Here is a 23,808-nt window from a genome sequence, read left to right as displayed (position 1 = left end):
CGACTCTGCCTCGCCCATTTTTCATGGCGCTCCAACGGGTACCCCGAAGGGGCTGGCACTTAGGGGCCGCCTTTCTTTGCTTACTTTCTTTGGCGAAGCAAAGAAAGTGAGCGGCTGCCGGGCCGCACCCGGCGCTCCGCTTAGACCGGAGAAAGATAAGCACTAAGCCAGTACATCTGCACGTAGCAAGAGCAAACTACCCAAAAACATCAAACCAGTACATCGACCAGCAGCAAGAGCAAACTACCCCCAAAAAAAACATCAAACCAATACAACTAATCCACCCGCGAATACAACACCCGCAACGCAATCTTGCGCTCCTCAGCCGGCAGTTCATTGACCGCCCGCAGATAAGAGATCGAAGCATCGCAAGTCGCATCCGGATCAGCCTGGCGGCGCTCCGGCGAAGACAGCAGCCGCAGTTGTTCCTGCGACAGCGGCGCCAGCGCACGGCGGATCACGCGGGTGCGTTCGCCCAGCGTGAAGCGAACGGCGTTGGCCGGATCGGCGTCGCGCAACAGGCGTTGCGTCATCGCCATCTCGCGGTTGGCGAATTCCTGCGGCAACACCGCTTGCGGCGTCTCGCGGCCGGCCGCGGCGTCGGCACGCGAACGCGGATAGATCAGTTCGGTGCATGCCGCCGCGCTGATGCCGCGCAGCGCCACCGCCTGATCCAGCACCAGTTGCTGGAATTGCTGCAACGACTCGTCCGAGGCGATCGGCAACAGTTTGCGGCTGAGGATGCCGACCTGCTCGCGCCCCACCGCCAGGATCTCGGCATCGGAAGCATGCGCCTGCGCCAGCGCCCAGGCCAGATCGACCATGTGCGCGAAATCCTTGGGGTGGTAGCGCGCCATGATGTCGAACAACGCGCCTTTCTTGAACTCCTCTTCCAGGACATCGCGCGAGGTGGCCATGGTGGCCAGTTGCGCAGTCTCGCCGCCGGGCGCCAGGCGGGTCAGCACGCCGGCCTGCAGCATCTGGCCCTGCTCGGGATACCAGCTCTTGTTGGATGGCGTGTCGGCGATGCGTGCGATGAAGTCGCGCGGCAGGCCCAGCTTGCCGTAGGTGTCGAAGGTCAGGTTGCGGTCGAACGTCTTGTTGATGCGGTCGTCGCCGCCTACCGTGTAAAGCGTATGGAAACCGATATGCGCGCGCGGATCCATGGCGCGGTCGCGCCCGGCCATGAAGGCCAGCGTGCACGAAGACGAGCACTCCTGCTCGACATAGGTATTGAGGCCGCGGCGGCGGATCACATCGCCCACCAGCCGGCCCTCGCGCACCCAGCCGCCGGCCGAATACAGCACCACGGTAGTGACCGACGGATGCGCCTGCAACAGGCGCTCCAGACCGTCGGCGGCGCCGTCGTTCATGCCCCCTTGCAGCAGGACCGACTTGCCGTCGACCCGCAACTGGTAGACCACCGGCGGCCCCAGCTGCTTGCCGCGGGCGATGTCGAACTGTTCGCGGAAGGAATGGGAAGCGCGCCAGGTGCTGGAGACCAGGCTGATGGCGCCGAACACGATCAGCACCTTGACCGCGACTTCGGCCCAGCGCCGCCCGCCGCGCGCCACATGCCGGCTGGCCGACATCCAGCAGCCGCGCACGCCCCAGATCCATGCAAGGTAGCTGAAGGCAGCGATGGCCAAGACCCCGGCCACGCCGTAGCGCGCCGGCATGTCGTTGGTCAGCCGCGCCAGCAGCGAGATCGAGAACGCCGGCAGCAGCGACGACAACAGCACCGTATGCAGCCAGTAGGAACGAGCGAGGGAATAGTCGCCGCGCCAATGGCGGCCGATGAAGTTACCGGGTTTGTCACCGGCGGGTTGGGTTGTTCGGATTACTGCTTCAGACACGTATGACGGTTCCTCGATGCGCTGTCATGCAATGGGCGATGGGGGGGACTCCTGCAGCCGCCAGCATACCCCACCGGCGGCCAGAATGCCGTTCAGTCGACACGAAAACCCTCTCCCGTCGCCCTGACGAAAGTCAGGGCCCAGTGGCTTTCGTTGCATACCGATGGCCGTTGAACGACACTGGATCCTGACTTTCGCCAGGACGACAGCAATTATTTTCGTCATGGCTAAACCACATTACCGGCACATCCCCGGATTTCTTCTCAGCCGCCGTACCCGGGAATCTTCGACAGGTCGACCTCGTCGATCTGGCTGGCATGCATGAACTTGTCGGCGTACTGCTGGTAGACCTTGTTGCGGATGAAGATGTCGAACAGGTCCGGGTCGATGTGGTTGCGCGCGCGAAAGCCGGCCAGGATCTCGACCGCCTCGCTGAGCGTGTTGCCGCGCTTGTAGGGACGGTCGGCGGCGGTGACGGCCTCGAAGATGTCGGCCACCGCCATGATGCGCGCCGGTATCGACATCTGCTCGCGCGTGAGGCCCTTGGGATAGCCCTTGCCGTCCATGCGCTCGTGGTGGCCGCCGGCGTATTCGGTGACGTTGCGCAATTGCTTGGGCCAGGGCAGCGACTCCAGCATCTTGATCGTGATCACGATGTGGTTGTTGATGATCTGGCGCTCGGCGTCGTTCAGGGTGCCGGCGCGGATGCGCAGGTTGCCGGCTTCCTCCTCGTCCAGAAATTTGCGCATCCGGCCGTCCGGGCCGCGCCATTGGCGTTCGGCGATGTCGAGCACGCGCTTCTGGTCTTCCGGCTTCATGCCTTCGGTGCCGATGTTGCTCTTGTGGAGGAAGGCGCGCTCGTCGTCCATCAGGGCGATCTCGGCTTGCAGGCGCGCATCCAGCTCGGCGCTTTTTTCCGGCGTGAGCGCCGCGCCCAGCGCCAGTTTCTCCTGCAGCACGCCGATCTCGGCGTCGCGCTTCAAGACCTCGAAACGGGTGTCGATCAGGTGGATGCGGTCGAAGATGGTTTCCATCTTGGTCGACTTTTCCACGATGTGCGTGGGCGAGCTGATCTTGCCGCAGTCGTGCAGCAGGCCGGCCACCCACAGCTCGCGGCGGTCGGCCTCGGTCATGCGGAAATCGGCCAGCGGGCCTTCGGTGGCGGCATGCGCCGCCTCGGCGATCATCATCGCCAGTTCCGGCACATGCTCGCAGTGGCGGCCGGTGTGCGGCGACTTTTCGCCGATGCCGATGTTGATCAGCTTGATGAAACTCTCGAACAGGTTTTCCAGGCGGTGGATCAGTTGCTGGTTGGTCATCGCGATGGAGGCCTGCGAGGCCAGCGCTTCGATGAAGTGCTGGTCGGTCTCGGAGAACGCGATCGTCTTGCCTGCCGAGCGGTCGGTGGCGTTGATCAGTTGCAGCACGCCCAGCAGCTCGCCGCTATGGTCTTGCATGGGCACGGTCAGGATCGACTGCGAGCGGTAGCCGTACTTCTCGTCGAACATGCGCATGCCGTTGAAATTGAAGCCGGTGCTCTCCTGCGCCTGGTACACGTCGGGGATGTTGACCGACTTGCGCGTGTTGGCCGCATAGGCCGCCACCGCCGACAGGTTGGGCGCGCCGTCGGGCAGCCTGAGCGCGATGTTGGGAATCGAGATCGCCGTCCCGCTGCTGCCGCCCTGGTGCATCTTCAGGCTGCCGTTGACCGAGATGTAGAACTGCAGGCTGTTGTCGCTTTCGTCGATGCGGTACAGGGTGCCGCCGTCGGCTTGCGTGATGTCCATGGCGGTCAGCAGGATGCGTTCGAGCAGCAACGGCAGGTCGCGGTTGTTGCTGAGCGCCATGCTCAGTTCGGTCAGTTGGTCCAGCCGGTAGGAAATGTCTCGGTGCTTGTCCATGGCGGTTGCCGATGCTGCGGTGGATGGGTGGCCAGGGCCTGCCGTTACGGTTTTCCGCGTGTGCCGGCCAGAGTGCAAAATCCGGTGTTTTCCCCGGACACTCTACTCGCATTCCGGGGATTTTAAAGCCCGCCCGCGCCGGAGATTGCGGCAAGCCCGGGCCTAAATCGCCTGCAATTCCTTAGCTTACCTTACTGAAACATTTCCGGGTAGATCATACCGGCTACGAATGGAAGAGTCCGCCCTGTTTGCCCGGTTTCTTTTCGTTGATTTAGGGGCGCGGATCACTTAACATCGACCACTGTTGCATAGTTTGCCACATTGTTCGCAAACCCAGTCCGGACGGGGGTTTCCGGGTTGCAACCAACGATCGGCAGCCGCACTGGGGCGGCCTTCCAGCCTATAACTATATCGGACGGCAAGTCACAATGCGCGTAGAAATTCTCGGTTGCAGCGGCGGCATCGGCGGAAACGGCATGCGCACCACTTCCCTGCTGGTGGATCACGATATCCTGATCGACGCCGGCACCGGCGTGGGCGACCTGCCGCTGGAACGCCTGGCCGCGATCGACCATGTCTTCATCACGCATGCCCACCTGGACCATATCGCCTGCCTGCCGCTGATGGTCGACAGCGTAGGCGAACTGCGCGAGCGCCCGGTCACCATGTACGCCACGCGCGAGACGCTGGACATCATCCGCCGGCACATCTTCAATTGGCAGATCTGGCCCGACTTCAGCCAGATCCCGACGCCGGACAATCCCTTCCTGCGCTTTGCCGCCATCGAGGTCGGCCAGGCCGTGACCTTGGGCATGCGCAGCATCACCCCGCTGCCGGCCACGCATACCGTGCCGGCGGTGGGTTATCACTTGCACAACCAGGCCAGCGGCGCCTCGCTCGCCTTCAGCGGCGACACCTGCATCTGCGACCCGCTGTGGGAAGCCCTCAATGCCGTCGGCGACCTGCGCTACCTGATCATCGAGGCCGCTTTCGCCGACCGCGAGCGCGAGCTGGCCCTATTGTCCAAACACCTGTGCCCCAGCCTGCTGCTGGCCGAACTGGCAAAGCTGCGCGCGCGGCCGGAGGTGCTGGTGACCCATGCCAAGCCCAGCCAGCAGGAGCAGATCGCCCGCGAAATCGCCGCCGGCAACAGCCCGCACCAGCCACGCATGCTGGCGCCGGGCGTCATCCTGGCGTTCTAGACTCAACGCACCACGCAATCGACCGCTTTACCCGCGCCAGTCTGCTGACCGACCGGCGGAGTGCTGTTGAAACTCGGAGGGGGCAAGAACTTCAAGCCGGGGTTCTGCGGCAGAATGACCGGCGGGGTCGTGAGGTTAGGCGTATAGCCGAACTGGCCCGCACTAAAATTCTGCGCGCCTCCCCGATTTGACACGTTAATCAGGCCATCTAATACCTGCACATACAAGCCCGGCGGCAATCCCGGCGCTGCTGCTGGTATTGCCGCGGCTGCAGCTTTTGCTGCGGTTTGTGCTGCGGCTTGTGCCGCGCCTGCTGATGCTGTTTCTGCTGTCATTGCCCCTGTTGCTGCTGGTGCTGGCATCTGGATTGGCGCCGCTTGCGGCAAAGGCAACGGCGCCGGCAACGACCCTGCTCCCGACACCGGCGATGCCGCACCGCAGTTATTCGAGCAGAACTGGGCGATGAAAGTCGTGCCGCGAATACCGATCGTCGCCGTCGGCGTGTCGAAGCTGACCGCATCATGGTTGCGCTTGCCGACCAGGCCGGTCACGGCGCGCAAGCCGCCCTTGACCAGGTTGATCGCCACCGAATCGTTTTCCGGTTTCTTTTCGTCGTAGACATACTTGGCCACCACCACCTCGCTGCCGGGGCGCAGCACGATCTCGGCATTGTCCAGGAATTGCACCCTGGTATACGTCTCGCGTTCGGTAATGAGCGTATCGCCCTGGAGAATGGCCGACTTCACCGCCAGCACGGTGCGCGTGCCGTCGGCATGCCTGGCCGTGAGCAGGCCCGACAGGTGCGTCACCTTCCCCACCGCCTGCGCCTGCACCGCACCGGCGGCGGCCAGCAATGCCAATGCCATCCACCACCCGGCCAGCCGCCGCGCCATGACTGCCCAACGAGAATAATTCAACGGTTTCATACTGAGTCCTGAAAACCGGCGCCGCAAACCGGCGCCCGGGAAAACCATACGATCCGGCGCATCAATTGCAATACAGCTTGGCTACCTTGGGCGCTGCCCTCTCTTCTGCAATGGCGCCCTTTGCGTCTTCCTTGCCCGTACCGCTACGGTCGCCGCTCGTCATGCTGACCTGCCCGGCCGAACCGGAAGTCTGCGCCATGGTCTGCGTCACGAGCGCAATCAGGGTGTTGATGCTATCCACCAGCGCCGTCGACGGTCCAGCCGGCGTCACCACAGGAATCGGGTCGACCGGAGGCGGAAGCGGTACCGGTATGCGCACCCCATTGGCATCCGTGATGCTCACCCCCGGTGCGTAGCTCAACGCCGGGGCCGACAACGTCGCCAGGCCCGGCGCCGAGGTCGTCACATTGGCGTTGAGGGCGATGCTGTTGCCGGCGGCGAGCGTAATGTTGCCGCCCTGCGAAGACAGGGGGCCATTGATGATCAGGTTGTCGGCGCCGCTGTTGGCCGAACTGCCCGCCGTCAGCACGATGTCGCCGCTGGCGTCCACGCCGCCCGCACCGATGGTCAACGGGCTGTGCGTCGACATGTTCACCGAAGCGCCGGCGCCGCGGGTCTTGACCAGGCCGGCGCCATTAATGCCCAGCATGGCCAGCTTGGTGGCGGCACTGGTGGGCGTGCCGTCGACCGCCGCGGGCAAGCTGCCCAGGAAGTCGGCATTCGAACCGATCGCCGCCGTGCGCATGGCGCCATAGTTCTCGATGTTGACGCTGCCGTTGGCGGCATTGACGCCATTGACGGTCACCACGCTGGCGTCATCGGTATTGAGATGGTTGAGCAGCCTGATGTTGCCCTGGCCGCTGCTGCTGGCGGCAAAAGCGGCAATCTGGTTGTTGCTGGTGGCGCCATCCAGGCTGATATTGCCGGTGGCCGAGGCGATCAGTTGCCTGGTCACGTGCAGCGAGGTGGCAATGCTCATACAACTGCTGCCGTACTGGGAAATATCGCCGTTCCGCGCTTCCAGCACCAGGTTGTTGGCCGTGATATTGCCCACCGTCAGCGTGCCGGAAGCCGAACTCAGCGCGGCATCGGCAAGGCTCATGTTGCCGCCGCTCTGGTAGAAATCGTCCGACACCACCAGGCGCGATCCGGAATTGCCGGTGACGTTGCCGCCACGCACCTCCATGCCGTAGAAGCGTGTATCGCCGCCGAGCACCAGGTTGCCGCTATTGACGTAGACATTGGCATCGGTGGCGGCATTGTTGAGCGTGAGCGTGGTCGCATCGGCATTCATCGGCGAAGTCACGGAAATGCTGCCGCTGCCCGAGGTCGAGGTGGCCACGGTCAGGCTGCCGCCATACATATCCAGGCTGCCGCCGTTGAGCACCAGCTTGTCGATGGTGTCGGCGCCCATGCCGTGGTGCGCGGTCATGCAGCTATCGATGACGACGGTATCGATCTGGGTCGGAATGTAGCCGGCTCCGCCCCAGGTCGCGAGGCTGCCCCAGTCGGAATCGCTACCGTTGGCGGCCAGCGTGGCCGAGCCGGCCATGGCCAGCGTCAGGCCATTTTCCGTAGTGGCCTTGATCATCTGCTTGTTGCCGCCAATGGTCAGCACGTCGCCGGTCACGTTGCGGAAATAAGAACCGGGAGCGAACTGCGCGCCGGCGCTGATATTGAACATCTGATAGACGGTGCCCACCGATGCCGTGTAGCCGTTGAGCAAGCGCGTCTGGAACGTGCCGCCCAGGCTTACCGTGCCGCAGCTCAGGAAGTTGATCCGGTCGTAACCCGCATTGGAGACATCCATCAACAGCTTGCTGCCGCTGCCCAGCGTCAGGTTGCCATCGATGTTCAGGGTGCCGACATTGCCGTCGCCGCCCGGCGCCAATGTGCCGTTGTTGAAGAAACCCTGCGCGGTCCTGATCGTGCCGCTGCCGGTGACGACGCCGTCGCTGGCCAGGCTCGTCACGTTGACCGTCGCCGTGCCGCCAAGGCTGAGCAGGCCGCTGCTGCCCATGGTGACATTGCCCGCATTGAGCGTGTCGCCCGTGCCCATCACGATGCTGCCGTTGCCGAGCAACAGGTTGCCGTTGCCCTGCTTGCCGCCGCCATCGGAGACGGTCATCGTGCCGCCGTTGAGGATCACGCGCGCGCCGTTGCCGATGGAGATGTCGCGGCTGACGCCCTCGACATTGCTGTAATCGTTATGCCGGGTGTTCAATGCCAGGTCCAGCCCGTTCGAGGTGCTGGTGATGTTGGCATTGATGTTGATATTGTTGTCGGCGTTGAGCGTCAGGTTTGCCGCGGCTCCCGCGCTCTTGACGATATCCGCGCTGATCGTGATATTGCCGTCGCCCGAATTGCCTCCGTTGCCGGTGGTCAGCGTGACATTGACGCCCAGGTTGAGCTGGGCGTTGATGGTGCTGTTGAGAATCTCGGTGCCGCCATCGCTCGACCCCACCGCATACACCGTGCCGCACATCCCGCCCTGGATCGGGGCGCTGCTGGAAGACACCACCGTCAGGTCGTACGGATCGATCAGCCAGGTGCCGCCCGAACCCACGGTCGGCACCTTGACCACGTCCAGCTGCTTGAGGCCGGAAGTCTCGACGAAACCGCCGCGGCCCGGCGCGCCGATGGCCGATACGTCGCCGTCGATGAAGGCCTTGTTATCCGAATACAGCGTCACGTTGCCGCCGGCCGTGCCGTCGGCGCTGATGCGGGAGCTGGCCGTGGTGGCCAGGTTTTGCGAGGCGCGCAGGAAAACGCGGCCGCCTTCGCGCACCACGCTGGAAGCGCTGATGGTGCCGCTGTTGCTGATCAGGCCGGCGGCAATGCCGATGCGGCCGGCTTCGGCGGTGATGGCGCCCAGGTTGGTGACATTGCCGGTGTTGCCGGTCACATTCACCGTCACCCCCGGCGTGGCGGTGTCGGCCAGGGTCACGGTTTCGCCGGCGGCCAGGATCACCTCGCCCTGCGGGCTCTGGATGATGCCGCCGTTGGTCACGCCGCTGCCGATCAGGTAGACGCTGCCGCCGGTGGCGGACTTGATGGTGCCCTGGTTCTCCACCGAGCCGACCGCGCCCTGCCTGGAAAAGGTCAGCTTGCCGGCCAGGAAATCGCTGTCGTTGATGTTGAACGTGGAGGCGATGAAGCGGCCGACATCGACCGTGCCGCCGGGGCCGATCAAAATGCCGTTCGGGTTGTACAGCGCCACCAGGCCCGGCGCGGTGAGCTTGCCGTAGATCTGCGAAATGTCGCCGCCGGTCACCTTGGCCAGGAAGGCCGCCGCCGCACCGGGCTGGCTGATGTTGACGACGGCGTCCGAGCCGATCGAAAAGGAGTGGAAATTGGTGATCGCCCGCTGCGAAAGCTGATCGATATTGAGAACGTTGCCGTTCTGCGTGAACACCACGTTGCCATTGACCACGCTCCAGCCGGCGGGCAGCGTGCCCGGCGCCGGCGCGGCGGCCAACGCACTGGTTTGCCATGCGCCGCACACTGCGGCTGCGGTCACCGACACCCGCAGCACCGGCGCCAGCACCTGGCGCCAGGAGCGCAGCAGGAGGCGGCCCAACAGCGCCGGCAGGGGCTTGCGCGCGCGCCAGCTCAGGGTCAGGCGGCGTTTGCCCAGGCGCACCGTCAGCGACGGCGGCAACAATTCGATGGCAGGCGGCGCGCCGCAGGCGCCCTGGCTTTCGGAGGTGGGTACGGTATTTTTCATGTCAGAACCCCAGGGTCGCGCTCAGGTGCGCATTCAGGTCGCCGCGTTTTTCTGTTGGCGAAGTGCCGGCGATGGACACGCGCGCGACATCCAGGCGCAGGTTGAAATCGCGCCCCACGTTGTAGCGCGCGCCGAAACCGAGGCTGGCCACCGTCATGCTGGATGCCAGCGCGCTGCCGGCGGTCTTGTTGTTGTAGCCGCGCCCGATGTCGTAGAACGCCAGCAGCCGCAGGTTGCCCTTGAGCTCGCTCTTGGCCAGCAGTTCCGGCGTATAGGCTTCGGCATTGACGATCATGCCGCTGTCGGCCGCGACCGCGCGTTCGGAAAAGCCGCGCACGGCGGTCGAACCGGCCAGGCCGAACTGTTCGGCCGGCGCCAGCGGATCGGGCGCGTACTGGGCCGTGCCGGCCAGGCGCATCTGCCAGTCGCTGGCGAACGCCTTGAGCAGCGACACGCCGCCGCGCGCAATGACGAAGTTGTCGGTCGTATCGCGGTTGCCGGCGATGAAGGAATAGCGGTCGGTACGCCCGCTGGTGCTGGTGTAGCTGCGGCCGACCGCCCAGTTGCGCGCGATGCCGACGTTGTAGTCGAGGATCTGGCCCACACTCTGGCGCTGCGCGCTATAGGTGGCCGACAACGGCAGCGTGGAATACGGCTGGCAGGTGGAAAGCTCAATGCCGGCGAAGCTGCAGGTCGAGCCCAGTTTCTTGTAGTCGGCGCCCAACACCAGCTTGCTGGTCCATTCGCCGCTGCGAGCGAAGAAATGGTTCCAGCGCAGCGCGTAGACATCGCCCTTGCCGGTGAAGCCGAACAGCGAGCCCAGCGTGGGCGAGGTGCCGCTGGTCACGTTGGATTTACCGTAGATGAAATCCACGCTGTCGCCGATGCCGTACAGCGGCAGGCGGTAACCCAGCGAATACAGGTCGACCTTGGAGCCCGACGGGCTGTCGGGCGAGGTGGTGTAGGCCAGCGTGCCGACCTGGTCGCGGTTGAACAGGTTGGAATGCTGCAGGGCGACGCCGGTGCGCCATTGGCCGGTTTCCGGGGAGCCGGTATTGTCCAGCGTGAGAATCACCCGGAACGGGTCATTGTCGGTCACCGTCACCTTGGCGTCGATCTTGCCTTCGGCTTCGGCGTTGGAGAGCTCGACGCTGGCCTGCTTGGCCGGGTTGTCGTTGGCCAGTTGCAGCGATTCCGAAATCTTGCGCATGTTGGGCGCCATGCCCGGCTGCAATGCCGGAATGCTGGCGCGGATGTTGGCTTCGCTGAAGTGCTTGTTGTCGACTACGGTGACTTTGCCGATCGCGGCCTCCGTCACCTGGAGGCGCACCACGCCGGAGGTCAGCTCCTGTTCCGGCACATGGACCAGGACGGTGCTGTAGCCGTCCTGGCGGTAGGCGTTTTCCAGCGCCTCCAAAGCCTGCTGTATGTCGCCGTAAACGCGGCCGGCGCCGGTGAACGGCCCGACAGCCTGTTCGATCTGCTGCGCCGTGAGCAGGGTGTTGCCATCGATCTGGAAACGCTTGATCTCGAAGCGCTCGTCGGCTGGCTCGGCAGCGGCCACGGCCGCCTGCGGCGCGGCTTGCGCCATTGCCCCCAGCGCTGTGGTCGCCAGCGCCATCCCCATCAAACAATGCTGAAAGCTGCGTTTCATCATATGTGCGAGCGGTTGCCTGTATGGCCCGCCTCCCCTTTTTTTTCTTGAATGCATGTACGCAAGTACGCAACGCTGGCGCGGCGGATCGTGCCGTCTCGGCTGTCTCCCTGGATCCCCGCCGCCGGAATATCCTCGCTCCGATGCGCAAAAACGCGCGCGCCATCCGCTGCGTTGCGGCGCATGGCAAATTGAAAACGGTGGAATCCCCTCGAAGCAGAATCGTCAGTACCGGCCCAACCCTTGCGCGGCATGAGCCTTTCTTGACGTATGTAAAGTATAGGGATTCGGTTCTTCAGCGTCGACAAGATTCGATCAAAAAACACACCCGCTCTGCCGCGACGGCATTTTCACGCGTCGGATTTTTGTCTGCCTGGAAACTATTCTGATGATTTCGCGCAAAGATGCATCAAGCCATTGCCGGCTTGAACGCTTGTCACGCCTTTATCGTCGTTTTATTTCGTGTCGAACGTGGTGACGCCATCCCAATCGGCGGGAGGCGGCTCGCTGCGATAACGGGCGATGCGCCCGAGATACAACGCATACAGGCCATGCGCCGATTTTTCCTGCAGCGCGAGAATCGCACGCTCGGCCTCATCCCAGCGCTGCGCGCGCAAGGCCCCCAGCGCCGCATGCCATTGCCCGACCTCGGCACGCAGGCCGGCATCGAGTTCGCCGTCCGGCGCCAGCGGCTCGAAGATCGGCACCGGTTCGTTCTTGCCCTTGACGCGCACGCGGTCCAGCTCGCGGTAGACGAATCCCGGCGCGGCATCGCGCGTGGCTTGCCCGACCAGCACGCCCACGCCGTAGACCTTGGTGATCGACTCCAGCCGCGAAGACAGGTTGACCGCGTCGCCCATGACCGTGTACGCCTTGCGGATCCTGGAACCCATGTCGCCCACGCGCATCGAGCCGGTATTGACGCCGATGCCGATCTTCAGCGGCGGCCAGTTGCGCTTGGCGAACTCCCGGTTCAGCGCGATGACGGTCTGCTGCATCTTCAGCGCGGTGGCGACCGCGCGCGCGGCGTGGTCGGGCAGCGCCAGCGGCGCGCCCCAGAAGGCCATGACGGCGTCGCCGATGTACTTGTCCAGGGTGCCGCGGTTGCCGCGGATGTCTTCCGACATGGCGGTCAGGTAGAGATTGATGTATTCGCGCAGCTCGTTGGGTTGCAGGCTTTCGGAGATGGTGGTGAAGCCGCGCACGTCGGAGAACATCACGGTCAGCTCGCGGATCTCGCCTTCCATGTTGTAGCTCTCGGGATTGGCCGCCATCTCGGCCACCAGTTCGGGCGCCACGTATTCGCCGAACAGGTTGACGATGGCTTTGCGGTTGCGGTATTCGAACAGGTAGCCCCAGCCCAGGTTGCAGACGAACAGCGCGGCGATCAGCAGCAAGGCGGTGGCCAGCGGCAGCACCAGGCCGCCGGCGTTGTACAGCCAGAAATTGAAAGCGCCGATGCCGGCGCCGGCGGCCGCCGTCAGCAGGATCGACATGAGCGGCCCCAGCATCGGCAACAGGATGCCCAGCGCCAGTCCAATCACCAGGATCTGCACCAGGTCGTAGCCGACCGCGAATTCCGGGCGCTGCTTGAACTCGCCGTCGATAATGGAGGCGATCAGGTTGGCGTGCACTTCCACGCCGGGATAGACCGGGCTGACCGGCGTGGCCCGCAAGTCGTTGAGGCCCGGCACGGTAGTGCCGACCAGCATGATGCGGCCGTCCAGCTGGTCGTGCGGCACACGTCCGCGGAGCACGTCCACCGCCGGCACATAGCGGAAGGCGCCGCCGGCCGGTCCGCCATGGCCGCGGTAGGTGACCAGCGTGGTCAGGTGGCGTTCGACCGGGATGAACAGCAGCTCGGGCTTGACATCGACCGCGATGGAATCGAGCGCGCCATAGTCGCGCAACTGTTCGTCCGACAGCACCGCGTCGTTCTGCAGGAACACCGGCTTGATGCGCTTGCCGTTCAGGGCCACGCGCGCGGTGGCCAGCGCCAGCGATTCGTAGAAATTGTCCCCGACCTGGGCCACCAGCGGCACCGCGCGGATCAGGCCGTCCTCGTCGGGCAGCGGGTTGAAGAAGCCGCCCGAGCGCGCCGCCTGCTGCAACTGCGGCAGGTTGGCGCCGTAGGCGCGCCAGTGCGTCACGTCCAGCCGGCGCCCGCCGAGATCGACCACGGTGAAGGCCGGCGCCGGCAGTTGCCCCTTGGCGATGGCGCCCACTTCGTTGGACAGGTTGTAGCCCATCACCACCGGCTGCCCCTTGAGGGCTTCGGCCAGGCGCGCGTCGTAGTCCATCTGCGGCTTGAGGCTTTGCAACTGGCGGGTGAATTGCGGCACATCCTTCAATTCGCCCTGGGCCAATTCTTCCAGGCGGGCATAACCGGAACTGGTATCCGGTTCGGCGAACACCACATCGAAACCGACCGACTGCGCCTGGTAGGTCTGCGTCATCTGCCGGACCAGCTCGGCCACCACGTCGCGGCTCCAGGGCCAGCGGCCGATGTCGGCGATGCTTTTTTCATCGATGTCGACGATGACGATGCGCGGATCCAGCTCGGCCTTGGCCACGCGCATGCGCAAGTCGTAGAAGAACAGGTCCAGCCGCCCCACCCACTCGCCCGGCAGCATGCCGACCACCTGTGCAGCCGCCACACCGGTCAGCACCAGTGCCAGCAACCAGCGCGCCCAGTATTTGGCGCAGGCCTGACGCAAACGATGGAACATGATCCTAGAGCCGGTGGTTGAATGCGTTCGCCGGTGCCGTGATCGTCGTGCCAGGCAAGGCGCGACGACGCGGCGCACTGCTGTGCGCAAGGAGGAACAACGCCGCATGGTGCGGCGAGCGCGGTGCCGGCGAATGCATAGCGCTCTCACCAGCAAGGAGAACGGTATTGATACTGCCAGTGTTTGTGTTCATACGGCTCTCCAAAAATAATAGCAAGCGGTCAACTGCCGGATCTAGGATAAATCCCCTTGGTTTTTCTTGGTTGCGATCATGCCAGCAGTTGCCCGCGACCACAATCGCGGCGCCGGCATGGGGCCACAAAACCATCGAAAAGTTGCCGCCATGCATTGGCGCCATGCGATGTGCGGTGCGGGATGAAGCCGGAGCCAAAATGGGGTCTAATGCATTTTCGTCGCCGGATCGGGTGAAGGCATCGCCGGCGGCGCATTCCTATCAAGAGGAGGACGCATGAAGCAAATCCCGCTGGTCAAGCTGCGCAATGGCGACCAGGTGCCGGCCCTGGGCCAGGGCACATGGAACATGGGAGAGTCGGCCGCGCATGCGGCGGCCGAGGTGAAGGCGCTGCAAGCCGGACTGGAGCTGGGCATGACGCTGATCGACACCGCCGAGATGTACGCCGACGGCGGCGCCGAAAAGATCGTCGGCCGCGCCATCGCCGGCCGCCGCGACCAGGTCTACCTGGTCAGCAAGGTGCTGCCGCAAAACGCCTCCAGGCGCGGCACCATCGCCGCCTGCGAAGCCAGCCTGAAACGCCTGGGCACCGACCGCATCGACTTGTACCTGTTGCACTGGCGCGGCTCGCACCCGTTGTCGGCCACGGTGGAGGCGATGCAGGCGCTGGCGGCGCAGGGCAAGATCGGCGGCTGGGGCGTGAGCAACCTCGATACCGACGACATCGATGAATTGCTGGAAGAAGAAAACGGCAACCAGTGCCTGACCAACCAGGTGCTGTACAACCTGTCGCGGCGCGGCATCGAATACGACCTGCTGCCGCAATCGCTGGAACGCGGCGTGCCCGTCATGGCCTACTCGCCGATCGAACAGGGGCGCATCCTGAAGAATGCCGCGCTGGCCGCCGTCGCCCAGCGGCATGGCGTGACGCCGGCGCAGGTCGCATTGGCGTGGGTGCTGCGCCGCCCCGGCGTGATCGCCATCCCCAAGGCGGCCAGCCAGGAGCACGTGCGGCAAAACCGCGCCAGCCTCGACATTGCCCTGGCCGACGCCGACCTCAGGGAACTCGACGCCGCCTTCCCGCCGCCGCGCCGCAAGCTGCCCCTGGCGATGCTCTAGGGCCTGTCAACAAGCCCCCTGGACACTCAGGCCGCGGCCGCCGCATCGACGAGGTTCAGTTGGCGCAGCAGGTCGCGCACGGCGGCCGGAATCGGCGCAATCACCGGCACCGTGAAGCGCCGGGCCAATGCGATCGCCGCCTGGCCCAGCGGTCCGCCGCCGATCACCACCGCCTGCGCGCCGTCCAGTTCCACACATTCCCGCACCGACTGCGCCAGCGCCTGTTCCAGCGCCTGCGGGTCGGCCGCCAGTGCGCGCGGATCGCCTGCGGTCAGGCGGATGCCGGTGTACAGGCCGCCCAATCCCAGTTGCTGCGCCTTGGCGGCGATGGCGCCGGCCAGTTCCGGCGTCACCGTCGCCACGCCGAAGCGCCGTCCGCCCTGCGCCGCCTCCAGCATCGACGCTTCGCAAATGCCGGCTACCGGCGTCTTGCCGGCGGCGCGCACACGCTCGATGCCGGGGTCGCCGAAGGCACTGACGATCACGCCGGCGCTTTGGCGGCCGAACTCCTGCCAGTTGCGCTCCACCTCGGGCGCTGCCGCCTCCAGCTCGGCGCTGTTGACGATCATGCCCGGCCCGCTGCGCGCGCTCACCCCGCTGACCGAAAAGCCCGGCGGCAGTTCGGCGGCGGCGATGGCCACCATCATCTCGGTGGTGGCAGCAGAAGAGTTCGGATTGATCAGCAGGATATGGCGCATGCTCGGCTCGGGTTAAGTAGATTCAATGCGGCGGCATCAACCGCGGCCGGCGAGCGCGGCGGCTTCGACCGGGGCCTGCTCCGGTCCATCCGCCAACGGCGCGTCGGGCGACTTGCCGTAGGTTTCCGGCACGGTACGCACCGCGATGGTGAAGATGGCATACATCGCCGCGATCATGCCGAACACGCCGGCCAGGCCGAAGGCGTCGAACAGGCGCCCCGCCGCCAGCGGCATGAAGGCGCCGGCGGCCGTGCCGGTCGCCAGGATGAAGGCGGTGCCGAAGGCGCGCACGCGGGTCGGATACAGCTCTGGGGCGAAGATCCAGATGGTGGTGTTCAACAGCAGCACGAAGAACTGGAACACCGCGCCGGCCACCAGGATCATGGCGATGTTCTTGGCCACGAAACCGATCGCCAGCGCCGCCGCACAGGCGCACACCGCGCCCACGGTCAGCACGCGCTTGCGCGGCATGTGGAAGCCGAAGGCCGAGGCGGCGATCGCGCCCAGCAGGCTGCCGCTTTGCATCACCATCGTAAACAGCAGGCTCTTGGACATGCTGTAGCCCAGGCTGACCAGGATGGTCGGCATCAGCGTGAGCACCGATATCTGCGCGCCATAGGTCATCCAGATGGCGATGCACAGCGGCACGGTGCGGCGCGCCAGCGGGCCCTGGAAGATTTCCATCGAGCGCACCTTCACGCGCGCGGCCTGCTCGCGGCAGCCATCGTCGGCGATCCACGCCGTCGCTTCAGGCGCGGGGCCGGACAGCTTGCCGCTGGCCAGGCGCGACAACACCTGGTTGGTTTCGGCGATCTTGTGCCGCGACAGCAAGAAGCGCGGCGTTTCCGGGATATAGCGGCGGTAGAACGCGCCCAGCAGGGCCGGCACCATCAGGCAGAAGAACAGCCAGCGCCAGCTGTTCTCGCCGGGGAACAGGGTAAACACCAGCAGGCCGAAGGCCGGCGCCAGGAAGTTGCCCAGGCCGCCGGCGCCCACGTTGACCAGCCCCACCGCGGTGCCGCGGAACTTGCTGGAACAGAACTCGGCCAGCATGGTGACGGCGATGGCGATCTCGCCGCCCAGGCCGAAGCCGACGATGGCGCGGCCGATGGCCATGACCGTCAGGTCCGGCGCCAGCGCGCAGATGCCGGCGCCCAGCGTAAACAGCAACAGGTCCAGGCTCAGCATCACGCGGCGGCCGTAGCGGTCGGCCACCAGGCCGGAGACGATGCGGCCGATGGCGGCGCTGGCGAAGGTGACGGTATTCAGCAAACCGATGTCGGCGGTGGTGAGCCCCCATTGCTGCTTGAGCATGGGGCCGACCAGGCCGATGGCGTTCTGCTCGAAACTGTCGAACAGGCAACCGATCAGGATCAGGAAAATGATGGTGTGGTGCGAACGGGTGACGCCGATCTTGTCCAGCGCGCCGTCCAGCTCGGCGATGCGCGGGGTATCCGGCGATGAAAGTGTGGGTCCGGCCATGGTCAGCTCCTCGTGCGTGGGATGGCAAACGAAAGTCATGCTTCGATTCTTGCTACTGCGTCATGGCTGTGGAACCCGGCGACCGATACGGCCGCCGCTGCGTAACTTACTTTAGTCCACCGCGTCGACAAATGGAATGACAATTTCAGAATTAATTTTTTACTGAAATTTAAATTTCATTCCTGAGAGGCATATAGCAATCGCCGTGCCAGCATCGGGGCTGGTATGCCATTGTCGCAATGGCGCTGATGCGGATGGCGCAAAACCCACGCCGGAGGCGCAATCGCGCCGAATCCGCAGGATGGGAGACGGGAGAGTCCTTTGCCCGGGCGCAAGTCTTCCCGACGCTGGCCGCCTTCAATTGGTGAAGCCAGCCGCGCCGCCGCACCGGCAGCGTGCGGCGCCTGGAAGAAAATGGGGATTCAATCTGCCCGGCATGCTGAAATCCCAATTCCAGGCAGGAAACTGGAGGGAGAAACGTTCAGCCGAAGTCGTCCAGCTCGTCATGGCCCTGCTCCACGGCCGCCAGGCGCTTGCGCCCGGCCGCGCCGCTGGCGTCGATGACCATGGTGGCCAGCAGGTCGCACAGGGCCATCACGGCCACGTGGTTATCCAGCGAACCGGGGCCGCGGCACTGGCATTGCAGCGACCAGGTGGCGCCGGCGTAATCGGGCGAGGCCTGGTCGCTGATATAGAGGATGCGGGCGCCGGCGCGGCTGGCGGCATCCAGCACGCGTTCCATCTGGCGCGTCTGGCGGCGCGTGCCGAACACGATCACGCAATCGCGCTCGCTCAGGCCGGCGGTATGTTCGGCCAGCGTCTCGCCGGGACCGGGGATGGCGGTCACGCGCGGCAGCACCTGGATGATCTGCCAGCGCAGGTAGACCGCGAAGGCATGGCTGCTGCGGCTGCCGAACACCAGCACCTGCGGCGCGCCGGCGATGGCCTTGGCGATCTCGGCCATGGTAGCGTCGGACAGGCGTTCGAAGGTGCCGGCCAGGTTGGCCTGCGATTGCTGGAAATGCGCCGCCACCGATCTGACATGGCGCGCCGCGCCCGAGGATGGCTGGAACAGCGGCGAACCGACTTCCTGCTCCTCGCGCACGTGGCGGCGCGCCTCTTCATAACTGTCGTAGCCGATGTGGCGGATGAAGCGGCTCACCGTCGACGGCGACACGCCGGCCAGCTGCGCCAGCTCGTTGCCGGCATAACTGGCCAGCTCGCCGGGAAACTCCAGCAGGAAATCCGCCAGCTGGCGCTCGGTGGCCGACAGTTCATCAAGCTTGCTGCGCACGCGGCGCACGAAGGATTCGGAAGAAGGTCTCATGAAGTGCGGGCGGGCCATCCTGGAGTCACGATCGGCGCATTGTATATGGATAGCCGTGCTGCCGGTTTCATGATTTTATGAAATGCTTAATCGTTGAATGGCATTGGGCTATGTTGGTGTACGAGCTTTGGGTAGTTTGGTCTTGCTGCGTGTTGGTGTGTTGAATTGAGGTTTTGTTGGGTAGTCTGCTCTTGCTACGTGCAGATGTACTGGCTCTATGCTTATCTTTCTCCGGTCGCAGCGGAGCGCCGGGGGCGGCCCGGCAGCCGCTCACTTTTCTTGTCTCGCCAAGAAAAGTAAGCAAAAGAAGGCGACGCAACTACCCAGCCCCTTCGGGGTTCCCGACGGATCGGACAAAAAAATGGGAAAAGCAGAGTCGCTTCGCTCCGACTGCTTTTCTGATCCATTTTTTTGCCCGATCCGCCGGCTGGTTAGATGCGACGTCTTGTCCGGCTCGCCTTCGGCATCGCGGTGCTTGCGACTGGCTTGGTTCAAGGAATGGCGCCAACGCGCAACTCCCCTCCCAAGCCCGATGCCGCAGGCGAGGCGTCCAGGTTTTCTCCCCTTGTGGGCCAGCCGTTGGAGTGTCATGAAAAATGGATCAGCGAGGCAGTCGGAGCGTAGCGACTCTGCCTCGCCCATTTTTCATGACGCTCCAACGGGTACCCCGAAGGGGCTGGCACTTAGGGGTCGCCTTTCTTTGCTTACTTTCTTTGGCGAAGCAAAGAAAGTGAGCGGCTGCCGGGCCGCTCCCGGCGCTCCGCTCCGACCGGAGAAAGAAAAGCATAGAACCAGTACATCTGCATGAAGCAAGACCAGACTACCCAAAAAACATCAAACTCCAGACACCCAACAATCTAGCCAAACTTACGCGCAGCATCAATTGCCAAACCACTACCGATACTGCCAAACAAATCCCCCTCAACATGTTTGGCATCCGGCACCAGCGCCCCGATGCGCTGGCGCAGCAGGTTCACGCCGGAAGAGCCACCGGTGAAGAACACGCTGTCGATATCGGACGCACGCAGTCCGGCCTGGCGCAGCAGGCCCGAGACCGTCTGCTCGACCGATTGCACCAGGTGCTCAACGGCGGTATCGAAATCGGCACGGTTCAGTTCCAGCGTTTGCGCCGGACGCAGGCGCTGCAGGTCCAGCGTGGCGGATTCTTGCGAGGACAGGGCGATCTTGCCGCCTTCCACCTGCAGCGCCAGCCAGTGGCCGCAGCGCTGCTCCACCACGTCGAGCAGGCGCGCGAAGCGCTCGCGGTCAACCGCTTCGCGCGCCACATCCTGCAATTGCTGCCAGGTCTTGCGCGTGTAAAGCTGGTTGATGGTGTGCCAGGTAGCGAGGTTGAAGTAATAGCTGGAGGGCACCTCGGCGTTGCCAGCCAGGCGACCGCCCAGGCCCAGCAACGGCATTACGCAGGACAGGCTGAAATATTTGTCGAAGTCGGTGCCGCCGATGTGCACGCCGCCGTTGGCCAGGATATCGTCGCGCCGCTCCTGGCGCGCCGCGCGCTGCGGCGACAGGCGCACCAGCGAAAAGTCCGAGGTGCCGCCGCCGATGTCGGCGATCAGCACCAGCTCTTCGCCGTCGATGCGCGACTCGTAATCGAAGGCGGCGGCGATCGGTTCGAACTGGAATTCGATATCGGTGAAGCCGACGCTGCGCGCGATTTCTTCCAGCGTATCCTGCGCCAGTTGGTCGGCGGCCAGGTCGTCGTCGACGAAATGCACCGGACGCCCCATCACCACGCGCGAGAAGGATGTGCCGGCGGCGCGTTCGGCGCGCTTCTTCAGTTCGCCGATGAATTGCGCCAGCAGGCCGCGGTAAGGCAAGGCCCGGCCGCCGACCTCGGTCTGGCCGTCGATGGCGCCGGAGCCGAGCAGGCTCTTCAGCGAACGCATCAGGCGGCCTTCATAACCGGACAGGTATTCGTTCAGGCCGCTGCGGCCGTAGCTGAATTCGTTTTCGTCGGCGTTGAAGAACACCACCGATGGCAGCGTCGCCCGGCCGTCTTCCAGCGGCAGCAGCAGGGACTGGCCCGCATCGGGACGCAGCCAGCCGACGGTGGAATTGGAGGTGCCGAAATCCACCCCGCATGCGTTGGCCATCGATTACTCCTTCATTTTGGGCCGGCAATCATATAGAAAAGGGGCATGCTTGTCTGCACGGCATTGCCGCCGTGTTCAAAGCAAGCAACATGCCGCCGGGCCATGTTTCCTTGTCGGCAACACGATACGCGCCCGCCAAATGACAATGCCGGAGCGACGCGCCTGCCGCTCCGGCATCATTGGCGAAAACCCGCTGCCGCTTTCCTGCAGGTCGAAGTTGACCGGCATGTTGACCAGGAAAAAACCGTGGCCGCCGTCTTGCAGTCGCACGCCGGTCAGCAGCAGCGACTGCGCCGCCATGGCGGAGGCGGCAAAGGCGTCGCGCGCGGCGGCCGGATGCGTCGCCCGTGTGACGATGCGGGAGGTGATGCGGGGATGGCAAGAAAATGCGCGCAGGCGATGGCGCGCGGGAATTCAGTCGTCGGCGTTGCGGGTTGCCTGCACCAGGCATTTGGAGAGCTTGTCGAAATGCAGCCAGGCGGCCTGGCTCAGTTCGACCTGCTTGCGACGCGGGTCTTCGGTGTCGGCCAGCACGATCCAGCCTTTTTCCCGCATCGACTTGAGGCGGGTATGCAGCATCGCCGGCGAGCCGAATTCGCTCTGCGCCATCAGGTCGCGCACCGACAGGCGCTGCTGCTCCTGGCCGGCACGGGCGATGAACGCCAGGATCCGGTCTTCCAGCGGATCCAGCGATGCCAAGGAAGGCAATCCCCGTAATGCATCGGCCAATTGCAGGAAACGCAGATAGATATCCGCAGGCCTCTTGTCTTTACCCATAGCCACGCTGTTGATGTCGCGTTGTCAGTTTCGCGTTGTTAGTTTCGCTATATCGCTGCTGGCAGCCGATCTGGCCCAGATTGTTCCAGATTCGATAGCGGATCATACGCGCGCCGCCGCCATCGCGCAACATTGCCCGCTTTTCCGCCGCGCCGTGCGGGCGATTTCACCACAGCGCGGGATTGCCTGCTGCAGGGCAGCATGGAAATCGGTAACATACGCGCCGTCATGGATGCCTCGCCCAATCCCCAGTCGACCTTGCGCGCCCACCTTGCCGCCGCGGCAGGCACCGCCATTTGCTATTTCCTGTTCTACAGCCTCAACGAATGGCTATTCCGCCAGACCGAATTCACCGAAGGCATCGCCTGGATCTACCTGCCGGCCGGCGTGCGGCTGATCTGCACCCTGCTGTTTGCCGAAGCCGGCTGCGCCGGGTTGCTGCTGGGCTCGCTGGCCACCGCCGCCACTTACCGGCTGTTCCCGCATGACCCCATCACGGCTGCCGGCTACTGCCTGATCTCGGCGGCGGCGCCTTATCTCGCCTACCGCTTCACCCTTTCGGGCATGGACTTGCGGCGCTCGCTGGCGAACCTGACCACCACCCGGCTGATGGCCTGCATCCTGCTGTATGCGCTGACCAACCCGCTGTTCCAGCTGATCTGGTTCGTCATGCGCGGCGTCTCCCCGCATTTCTGGAGCGGGCTGATCGTGATGTCGATCGGCGATCTGTCCGGCTCCATCATCGTTGCCTATCTGTTCAAATTCCTGCTGTCCTTCATCCGCTTGCCGCGCAGGTAAGTCCGCGCCTTCCTCGCCAACAGATCCTTACACCAACCCGGTTGATGTAATACGCACGACATAATTTCTCGGTACGCTGCGCATCGCTATAAAACTTATAGCGTTATGGATCGTATAACAATGCTTCCGAGGAGTTGCAGCATGCGTAGCTGGGATGAACCCAAGAAACGAAAAGCCCGCGTCGAGATCATTCCGATGATCGACGTGATGATGTTCCTGCTGGTGTTTTTCGTGCTCATCAGCATGAATGTGATCCCCGCGCTCGGCCTGAAGACCCAGCTCCCCGGCTCCAGCACCGCGCAAGACCTCAAGCCCCAGGCCAAGGCCATCATCACCATCACCAGGGACGCGCTGCAGGTGGACGGCCAGGATACGCCGGTCGACGGCCTGGTGGCCCGTCTCAAGCAGATCCCCAAGGAAGGCGAGAAGCTGAACCTGATCATCAACAGCGACCGCGGCGTGGAAGTGCAAAAGCTGGTCGACGTGATGGACCAGCTCAAGCACGGCGGCTTCGATTCGATCTCGATCGCCACCCGCAAGCAGTGACCATGCGCACGCCTTTCCTTTTCCGCTTCCGCGAATCGCTGGCAAGCCTGCCGTCGCTGCTGGTGCTGCTGGCGCTGGTGCTGGCCGGCGTGCAGCAAAGCACGCGCCTCAAGCGCCACGAAGACCCGACGCCGATGCAGATCGCGCTGTTCGAAGAAGCCCTGCCGGCGCCCAAGATTGAAACTCCACCGCCGCCCGAACCGCCGAAAAAGGTCGAGCCGCCCAAGCCGCAGGCCAAACCCGTGCCGGCATCCAAACCCACGCCTGCCCCGCCAACCCAGGAGCGCCCGCTGACCCAGGGGCCCGCGCCATTGGCGGCGCTCCCCCAAGCGGTTGCCAGCACCGCGCCGCCATCGGCGCCCGCACCTGCCGCAGCCCCGCAACCGGCGGCCCCACAGCCGGCGCCTGCGCCGCAACCCAATACCGCCAACGCCGAATCGCAATACGTGGCCAAACTGCGCGCCCACCTCAACAGCATCAAGCGCTATCCGACCGGGCGCGAAGCCAGCCAGCTCAGGCCGCAAGGCAAGGTGCGCGTCTGGTTCGTGTTGAAGCGCGACGGCTCGGTGGTCGATCTGGGCATCGATGAATCGTCCAATTCCATGCTGCTCGACGACGCCGCGCGCAAAACGATCAATCGCGCCGCCTTCGCCGCCTTCCCGGAAGGCAGCTGGAGCGGAGAGAACACGCATCGCTTCACCGCCGACCTGGAATTCATTCCTGTTTCCGGATAGTTCCAACGCCGCCGGGCCCGGCGGC

At 64.5% G+C, this 23,808-nt stretch carries 17 protein-coding genes; 5 read left to right on the top strand and 12 right to left on the bottom strand.

Annotation, left to right across the window (positions count from 1 at the left end; genetic code table 11):
• Nucleotides 1-275 precede the first annotated feature (275 nt).
• Both FB598_RS20280 and FB598_RS20275 read right to left on the bottom strand, forming a co-directional pair.
• Nucleotides 276-1,856: a hypothetical protein gene (locus FB598_RS20280; RefSeq protein WP_141918339.1), complete on the bottom strand. Its 1,581-nt coding sequence runs from the start codon at nucleotides 1,854-1,856 to the stop codon at nucleotides 276-278.
• 263 nt (nucleotides 1,857-2,119) lie between these two features.
• Complete coding sequence (locus FB598_RS20275; RefSeq protein ID WP_141918336.1) at nucleotides 2,120-3,757, bottom strand: HD family phosphohydrolase; 1,638 nt, start codon at nucleotides 3,755-3,757, stop codon at nucleotides 2,120-2,122.
• Between the two features lie 428 nt (nucleotides 3,758-4,185).
• Here FB598_RS20275 and FB598_RS20270 point away from each other — a divergent pair, with 428 nt between their 5' ends.
• Nucleotides 4,186-4,959 (top strand): MBL fold metallo-hydrolase, encoded by a 774-nt coding sequence (locus FB598_RS20270; RefSeq protein WP_141918334.1) that lies wholly within the window; start codon nucleotides 4,186-4,188, stop codon nucleotides 4,957-4,959.
• Nucleotides 4,960-4,961: 2 nt separating this feature from the next.
• Here FB598_RS20270 and FB598_RS20265 read toward each other — a convergent pair whose 3' ends face one another.
• The 4 genes from FB598_RS20265 to FB598_RS20250 all read right to left on the bottom strand — a co-directional run bounded on the left by FB598_RS20265 (nucleotide 4,962) and on the right by FB598_RS20250 (nucleotide 13,995).
• On the bottom strand, nucleotides 4,962-5,885 hold the full coding sequence (locus FB598_RS20265; RefSeq protein WP_141918332.1) for a FecR domain-containing protein: 924 nt from the start codon (nucleotides 5,883-5,885) through the stop codon (nucleotides 4,962-4,964).
• Between the two features lie 61 nt (nucleotides 5,886-5,946).
• On the bottom strand, nucleotides 5,947-9,612 hold the full coding sequence (locus FB598_RS20260) for a filamentous hemagglutinin N-terminal domain-containing protein (protein ID WP_141918329.1): 3,666 nt from the start codon (nucleotides 9,610-9,612) through the stop codon (nucleotides 5,947-5,949).
• Between the two features lies 1 nt (nucleotide 9,613).
• Nucleotides 9,614-11,239, bottom strand: a complete 1,626-nt coding sequence (locus tag FB598_RS20255; protein ID WP_141918327.1) for a ShlB/FhaC/HecB family hemolysin secretion/activation protein — start codon at nucleotides 11,237-11,239, stop codon at nucleotides 9,614-9,616.
• 482 nt (nucleotides 11,240-11,721) lie between these two features.
• On the bottom strand, nucleotides 11,722-13,995 hold the full coding sequence (locus FB598_RS20250; protein ID WP_141918325.1) for a CHASE2 domain-containing protein: 2,274 nt from the start codon (nucleotides 13,993-13,995) through the stop codon (nucleotides 11,722-11,724).
• 469 nt (nucleotides 13,996-14,464) lie between these two features.
• On the opposite strand from FB598_RS20250, the gene FB598_RS20240 reads away from it, so the two are divergent.
• Complete coding sequence (locus tag FB598_RS20240) at nucleotides 14,465-15,307, top strand: aldo/keto reductase (protein WP_141918322.1); 843 nt, start codon at nucleotides 14,465-14,467, stop codon at nucleotides 15,305-15,307.
• A 26-nt stretch (nucleotides 15,308-15,333) separates the two neighbouring features.
• Here the strand turns inward: FB598_RS20240 and FB598_RS20235 are convergent, their stop codons facing one another.
• The 6 genes from FB598_RS20235 to FB598_RS20205 all read right to left on the bottom strand — a co-directional run bounded on the left by FB598_RS20235 (nucleotide 15,334) and on the right by FB598_RS20205 (nucleotide 21,705).
• Complete coding sequence (locus FB598_RS20235; RefSeq protein ID WP_141918319.1) at nucleotides 15,334-16,005, bottom strand: aspartate/glutamate racemase family protein; 672 nt, start codon at nucleotides 16,003-16,005, stop codon at nucleotides 15,334-15,336.
• A gap of 36 nt (nucleotides 16,006-16,041) precedes the next feature.
• On the bottom strand, nucleotides 16,042-17,487 hold the full coding sequence (locus FB598_RS20230; RefSeq protein WP_141918346.1) for an MFS transporter: 1,446 nt from the start codon (nucleotides 17,485-17,487) through the stop codon (nucleotides 16,042-16,044).
• 481 nt (nucleotides 17,488-17,968) lie between these two features.
• Nucleotides 17,969-18,814, bottom strand: a complete 846-nt coding sequence (locus FB598_RS20225) for a MurR/RpiR family transcriptional regulator (RefSeq protein ID WP_141918317.1) — start codon at nucleotides 18,812-18,814, stop codon at nucleotides 17,969-17,971.
• An 857-nt stretch (nucleotides 18,815-19,671) separates the two neighbouring features.
• Nucleotides 19,672-20,928 carry an Hsp70 family protein gene (locus FB598_RS20215; RefSeq protein ID WP_141918311.1) on the bottom strand — a complete coding sequence of 419 codons (1,257 nt, stop codon included), beginning with the start codon at nucleotides 20,926-20,928 and terminating at the stop codon, nucleotides 19,672-19,674.
• A 75-nt stretch (nucleotides 20,929-21,003) separates the two neighbouring features.
• A complete protein-coding gene (locus tag FB598_RS20825) occupies nucleotides 21,004-21,228 on the bottom strand; it encodes a hypothetical protein (RefSeq protein WP_183405841.1) in 225 nt (74 codons plus the stop codon).
• A gap of 114 nt (nucleotides 21,229-21,342) precedes the next feature.
• A complete protein-coding gene (locus tag FB598_RS20205) occupies nucleotides 21,343-21,705 on the bottom strand; it encodes a winged helix-turn-helix domain-containing protein (protein ID WP_141918308.1) in 363 nt (120 codons plus the stop codon).
• Nucleotides 21,706-21,906: 201 nt separating this feature from the next.
• On the opposite strand from FB598_RS20205, the gene FB598_RS20200 reads away from it, so the two are divergent.
• The 3 genes from FB598_RS20200 to FB598_RS20190 all read left to right on the top strand — a co-directional run bounded on the left by FB598_RS20200 (nucleotide 21,907) and on the right by FB598_RS20190 (nucleotide 23,783).
• Nucleotides 21,907-22,503, top strand: a complete 597-nt coding sequence (locus FB598_RS20200) for a hypothetical protein (RefSeq protein ID WP_255464011.1) — start codon at nucleotides 21,907-21,909, stop codon at nucleotides 22,501-22,503.
• A 141-nt stretch (nucleotides 22,504-22,644) separates the two neighbouring features.
• Nucleotides 22,645-23,049 carry a biopolymer transporter ExbD gene (locus FB598_RS20195; RefSeq protein WP_141918306.1) on the top strand — a complete coding sequence of 135 codons (405 nt, stop codon included), beginning with the start codon at nucleotides 22,645-22,647 and terminating at the stop codon, nucleotides 23,047-23,049.
• A 2-nt stretch (nucleotides 23,050-23,051) separates the two neighbouring features.
• Complete coding sequence (locus tag FB598_RS20190) at nucleotides 23,052-23,783, top strand: TonB family protein (RefSeq protein WP_141918303.1); 732 nt, start codon at nucleotides 23,052-23,054, stop codon at nucleotides 23,781-23,783.
• The last annotated feature ends 25 nt before the right edge of the window (nucleotides 23,784-23,808 follow it).

The sequence above is a fragment of the Herbaspirillum sp. SJZ106 genome, from assembly GCF_006715495.1.
Lineage (GTDB): Bacteria > Pseudomonadota > Gammaproteobacteria > Burkholderiales > Burkholderiaceae_D > Herbaspirillum.
The sequence above is the reverse complement of the archived record's forward strand: the minus strand, read 5'-3'. Positions and strand labels throughout refer to the sequence as shown.

Coding starts and splice junctions, on each gene's coding strand:
- FB598_RS20225 (WP_141918317.1), bottom strand. CDS start 18,814: ATGAGACCTTCTTCCGAATCCTTCGTGCGCCGCGTGCGCAGCAAGCTT.
- FB598_RS20230 (WP_141918346.1), bottom strand. CDS start 17,487: ATGGCCGGACCCACACTTTCATCGCCGGATACCCCGCGCATCGCCGAG.
- FB598_RS20265 (WP_141918332.1), bottom strand. CDS start 5,885: ATGAAACCGTTGAATTATTCTCGTTGGGCAGTCATGGCGCGGCGGCTG.
- FB598_RS20215 (WP_141918311.1), bottom strand. CDS start 20,928: ATGGCCAACGCATGCGGGGTGGATTTCGGCACCTCCAATTCCACCGTC.
- FB598_RS20205 (WP_141918308.1), bottom strand. CDS start 21,705: ATGGGTAAAGACAAGAGGCCTGCGGATATCTATCTGCGTTTCCTGCAA.
- FB598_RS20270 (WP_141918334.1), top strand. CDS start 4,186: ATGCGCGTAGAAATTCTCGGTTGCAGCGGCGGCATCGGCGGAAACGGC.
- FB598_RS20250 (WP_141918325.1), bottom strand. CDS start 13,995: ATGTTCCATCGTTTGCGTCAGGCCTGCGCCAAATACTGGGCGCGCTGG.
- FB598_RS20260 (WP_141918329.1), bottom strand. CDS start 9,612: ATGAAAAATACCGTACCCACCTCCGAAAGCCAGGGCGCCTGCGGCGCG.
- FB598_RS20200 (WP_255464011.1), top strand. CDS start 21,907: ATGGAAATCGGTAACATACGCGCCGTCATGGATGCCTCGCCCAATCCC.
- FB598_RS20275 (WP_141918336.1), bottom strand. CDS start 3,757: ATGGACAAGCACCGAGACATTTCCTACCGGCTGGACCAACTGACCGAA.
- FB598_RS20825 (WP_183405841.1), bottom strand. CDS start 21,228: ATGGCGGCGCAGTCGCTGCTGCTGACCGGCGTGCGACTGCAAGACGGC.
- FB598_RS20195 (WP_141918306.1), top strand. CDS start 22,645: ATGCGTAGCTGGGATGAACCCAAGAAACGAAAAGCCCGCGTCGAGATC.
- FB598_RS20190 (WP_141918303.1), top strand. CDS start 23,052: ATGCGCACGCCTTTCCTTTTCCGCTTCCGCGAATCGCTGGCAAGCCTG.
- FB598_RS20235 (WP_141918319.1), bottom strand. CDS start 16,005: ATGCGCCATATCCTGCTGATCAATCCGAACTCTTCTGCTGCCACCACC.
- FB598_RS20255 (WP_141918327.1), bottom strand. CDS start 11,239: ATGGGGATGGCGCTGGCGACCACAGCGCTGGGGGCAATGGCGCAAGCC.
- FB598_RS20240 (WP_141918322.1), top strand. CDS start 14,465: ATGAAGCAAATCCCGCTGGTCAAGCTGCGCAATGGCGACCAGGTGCCG.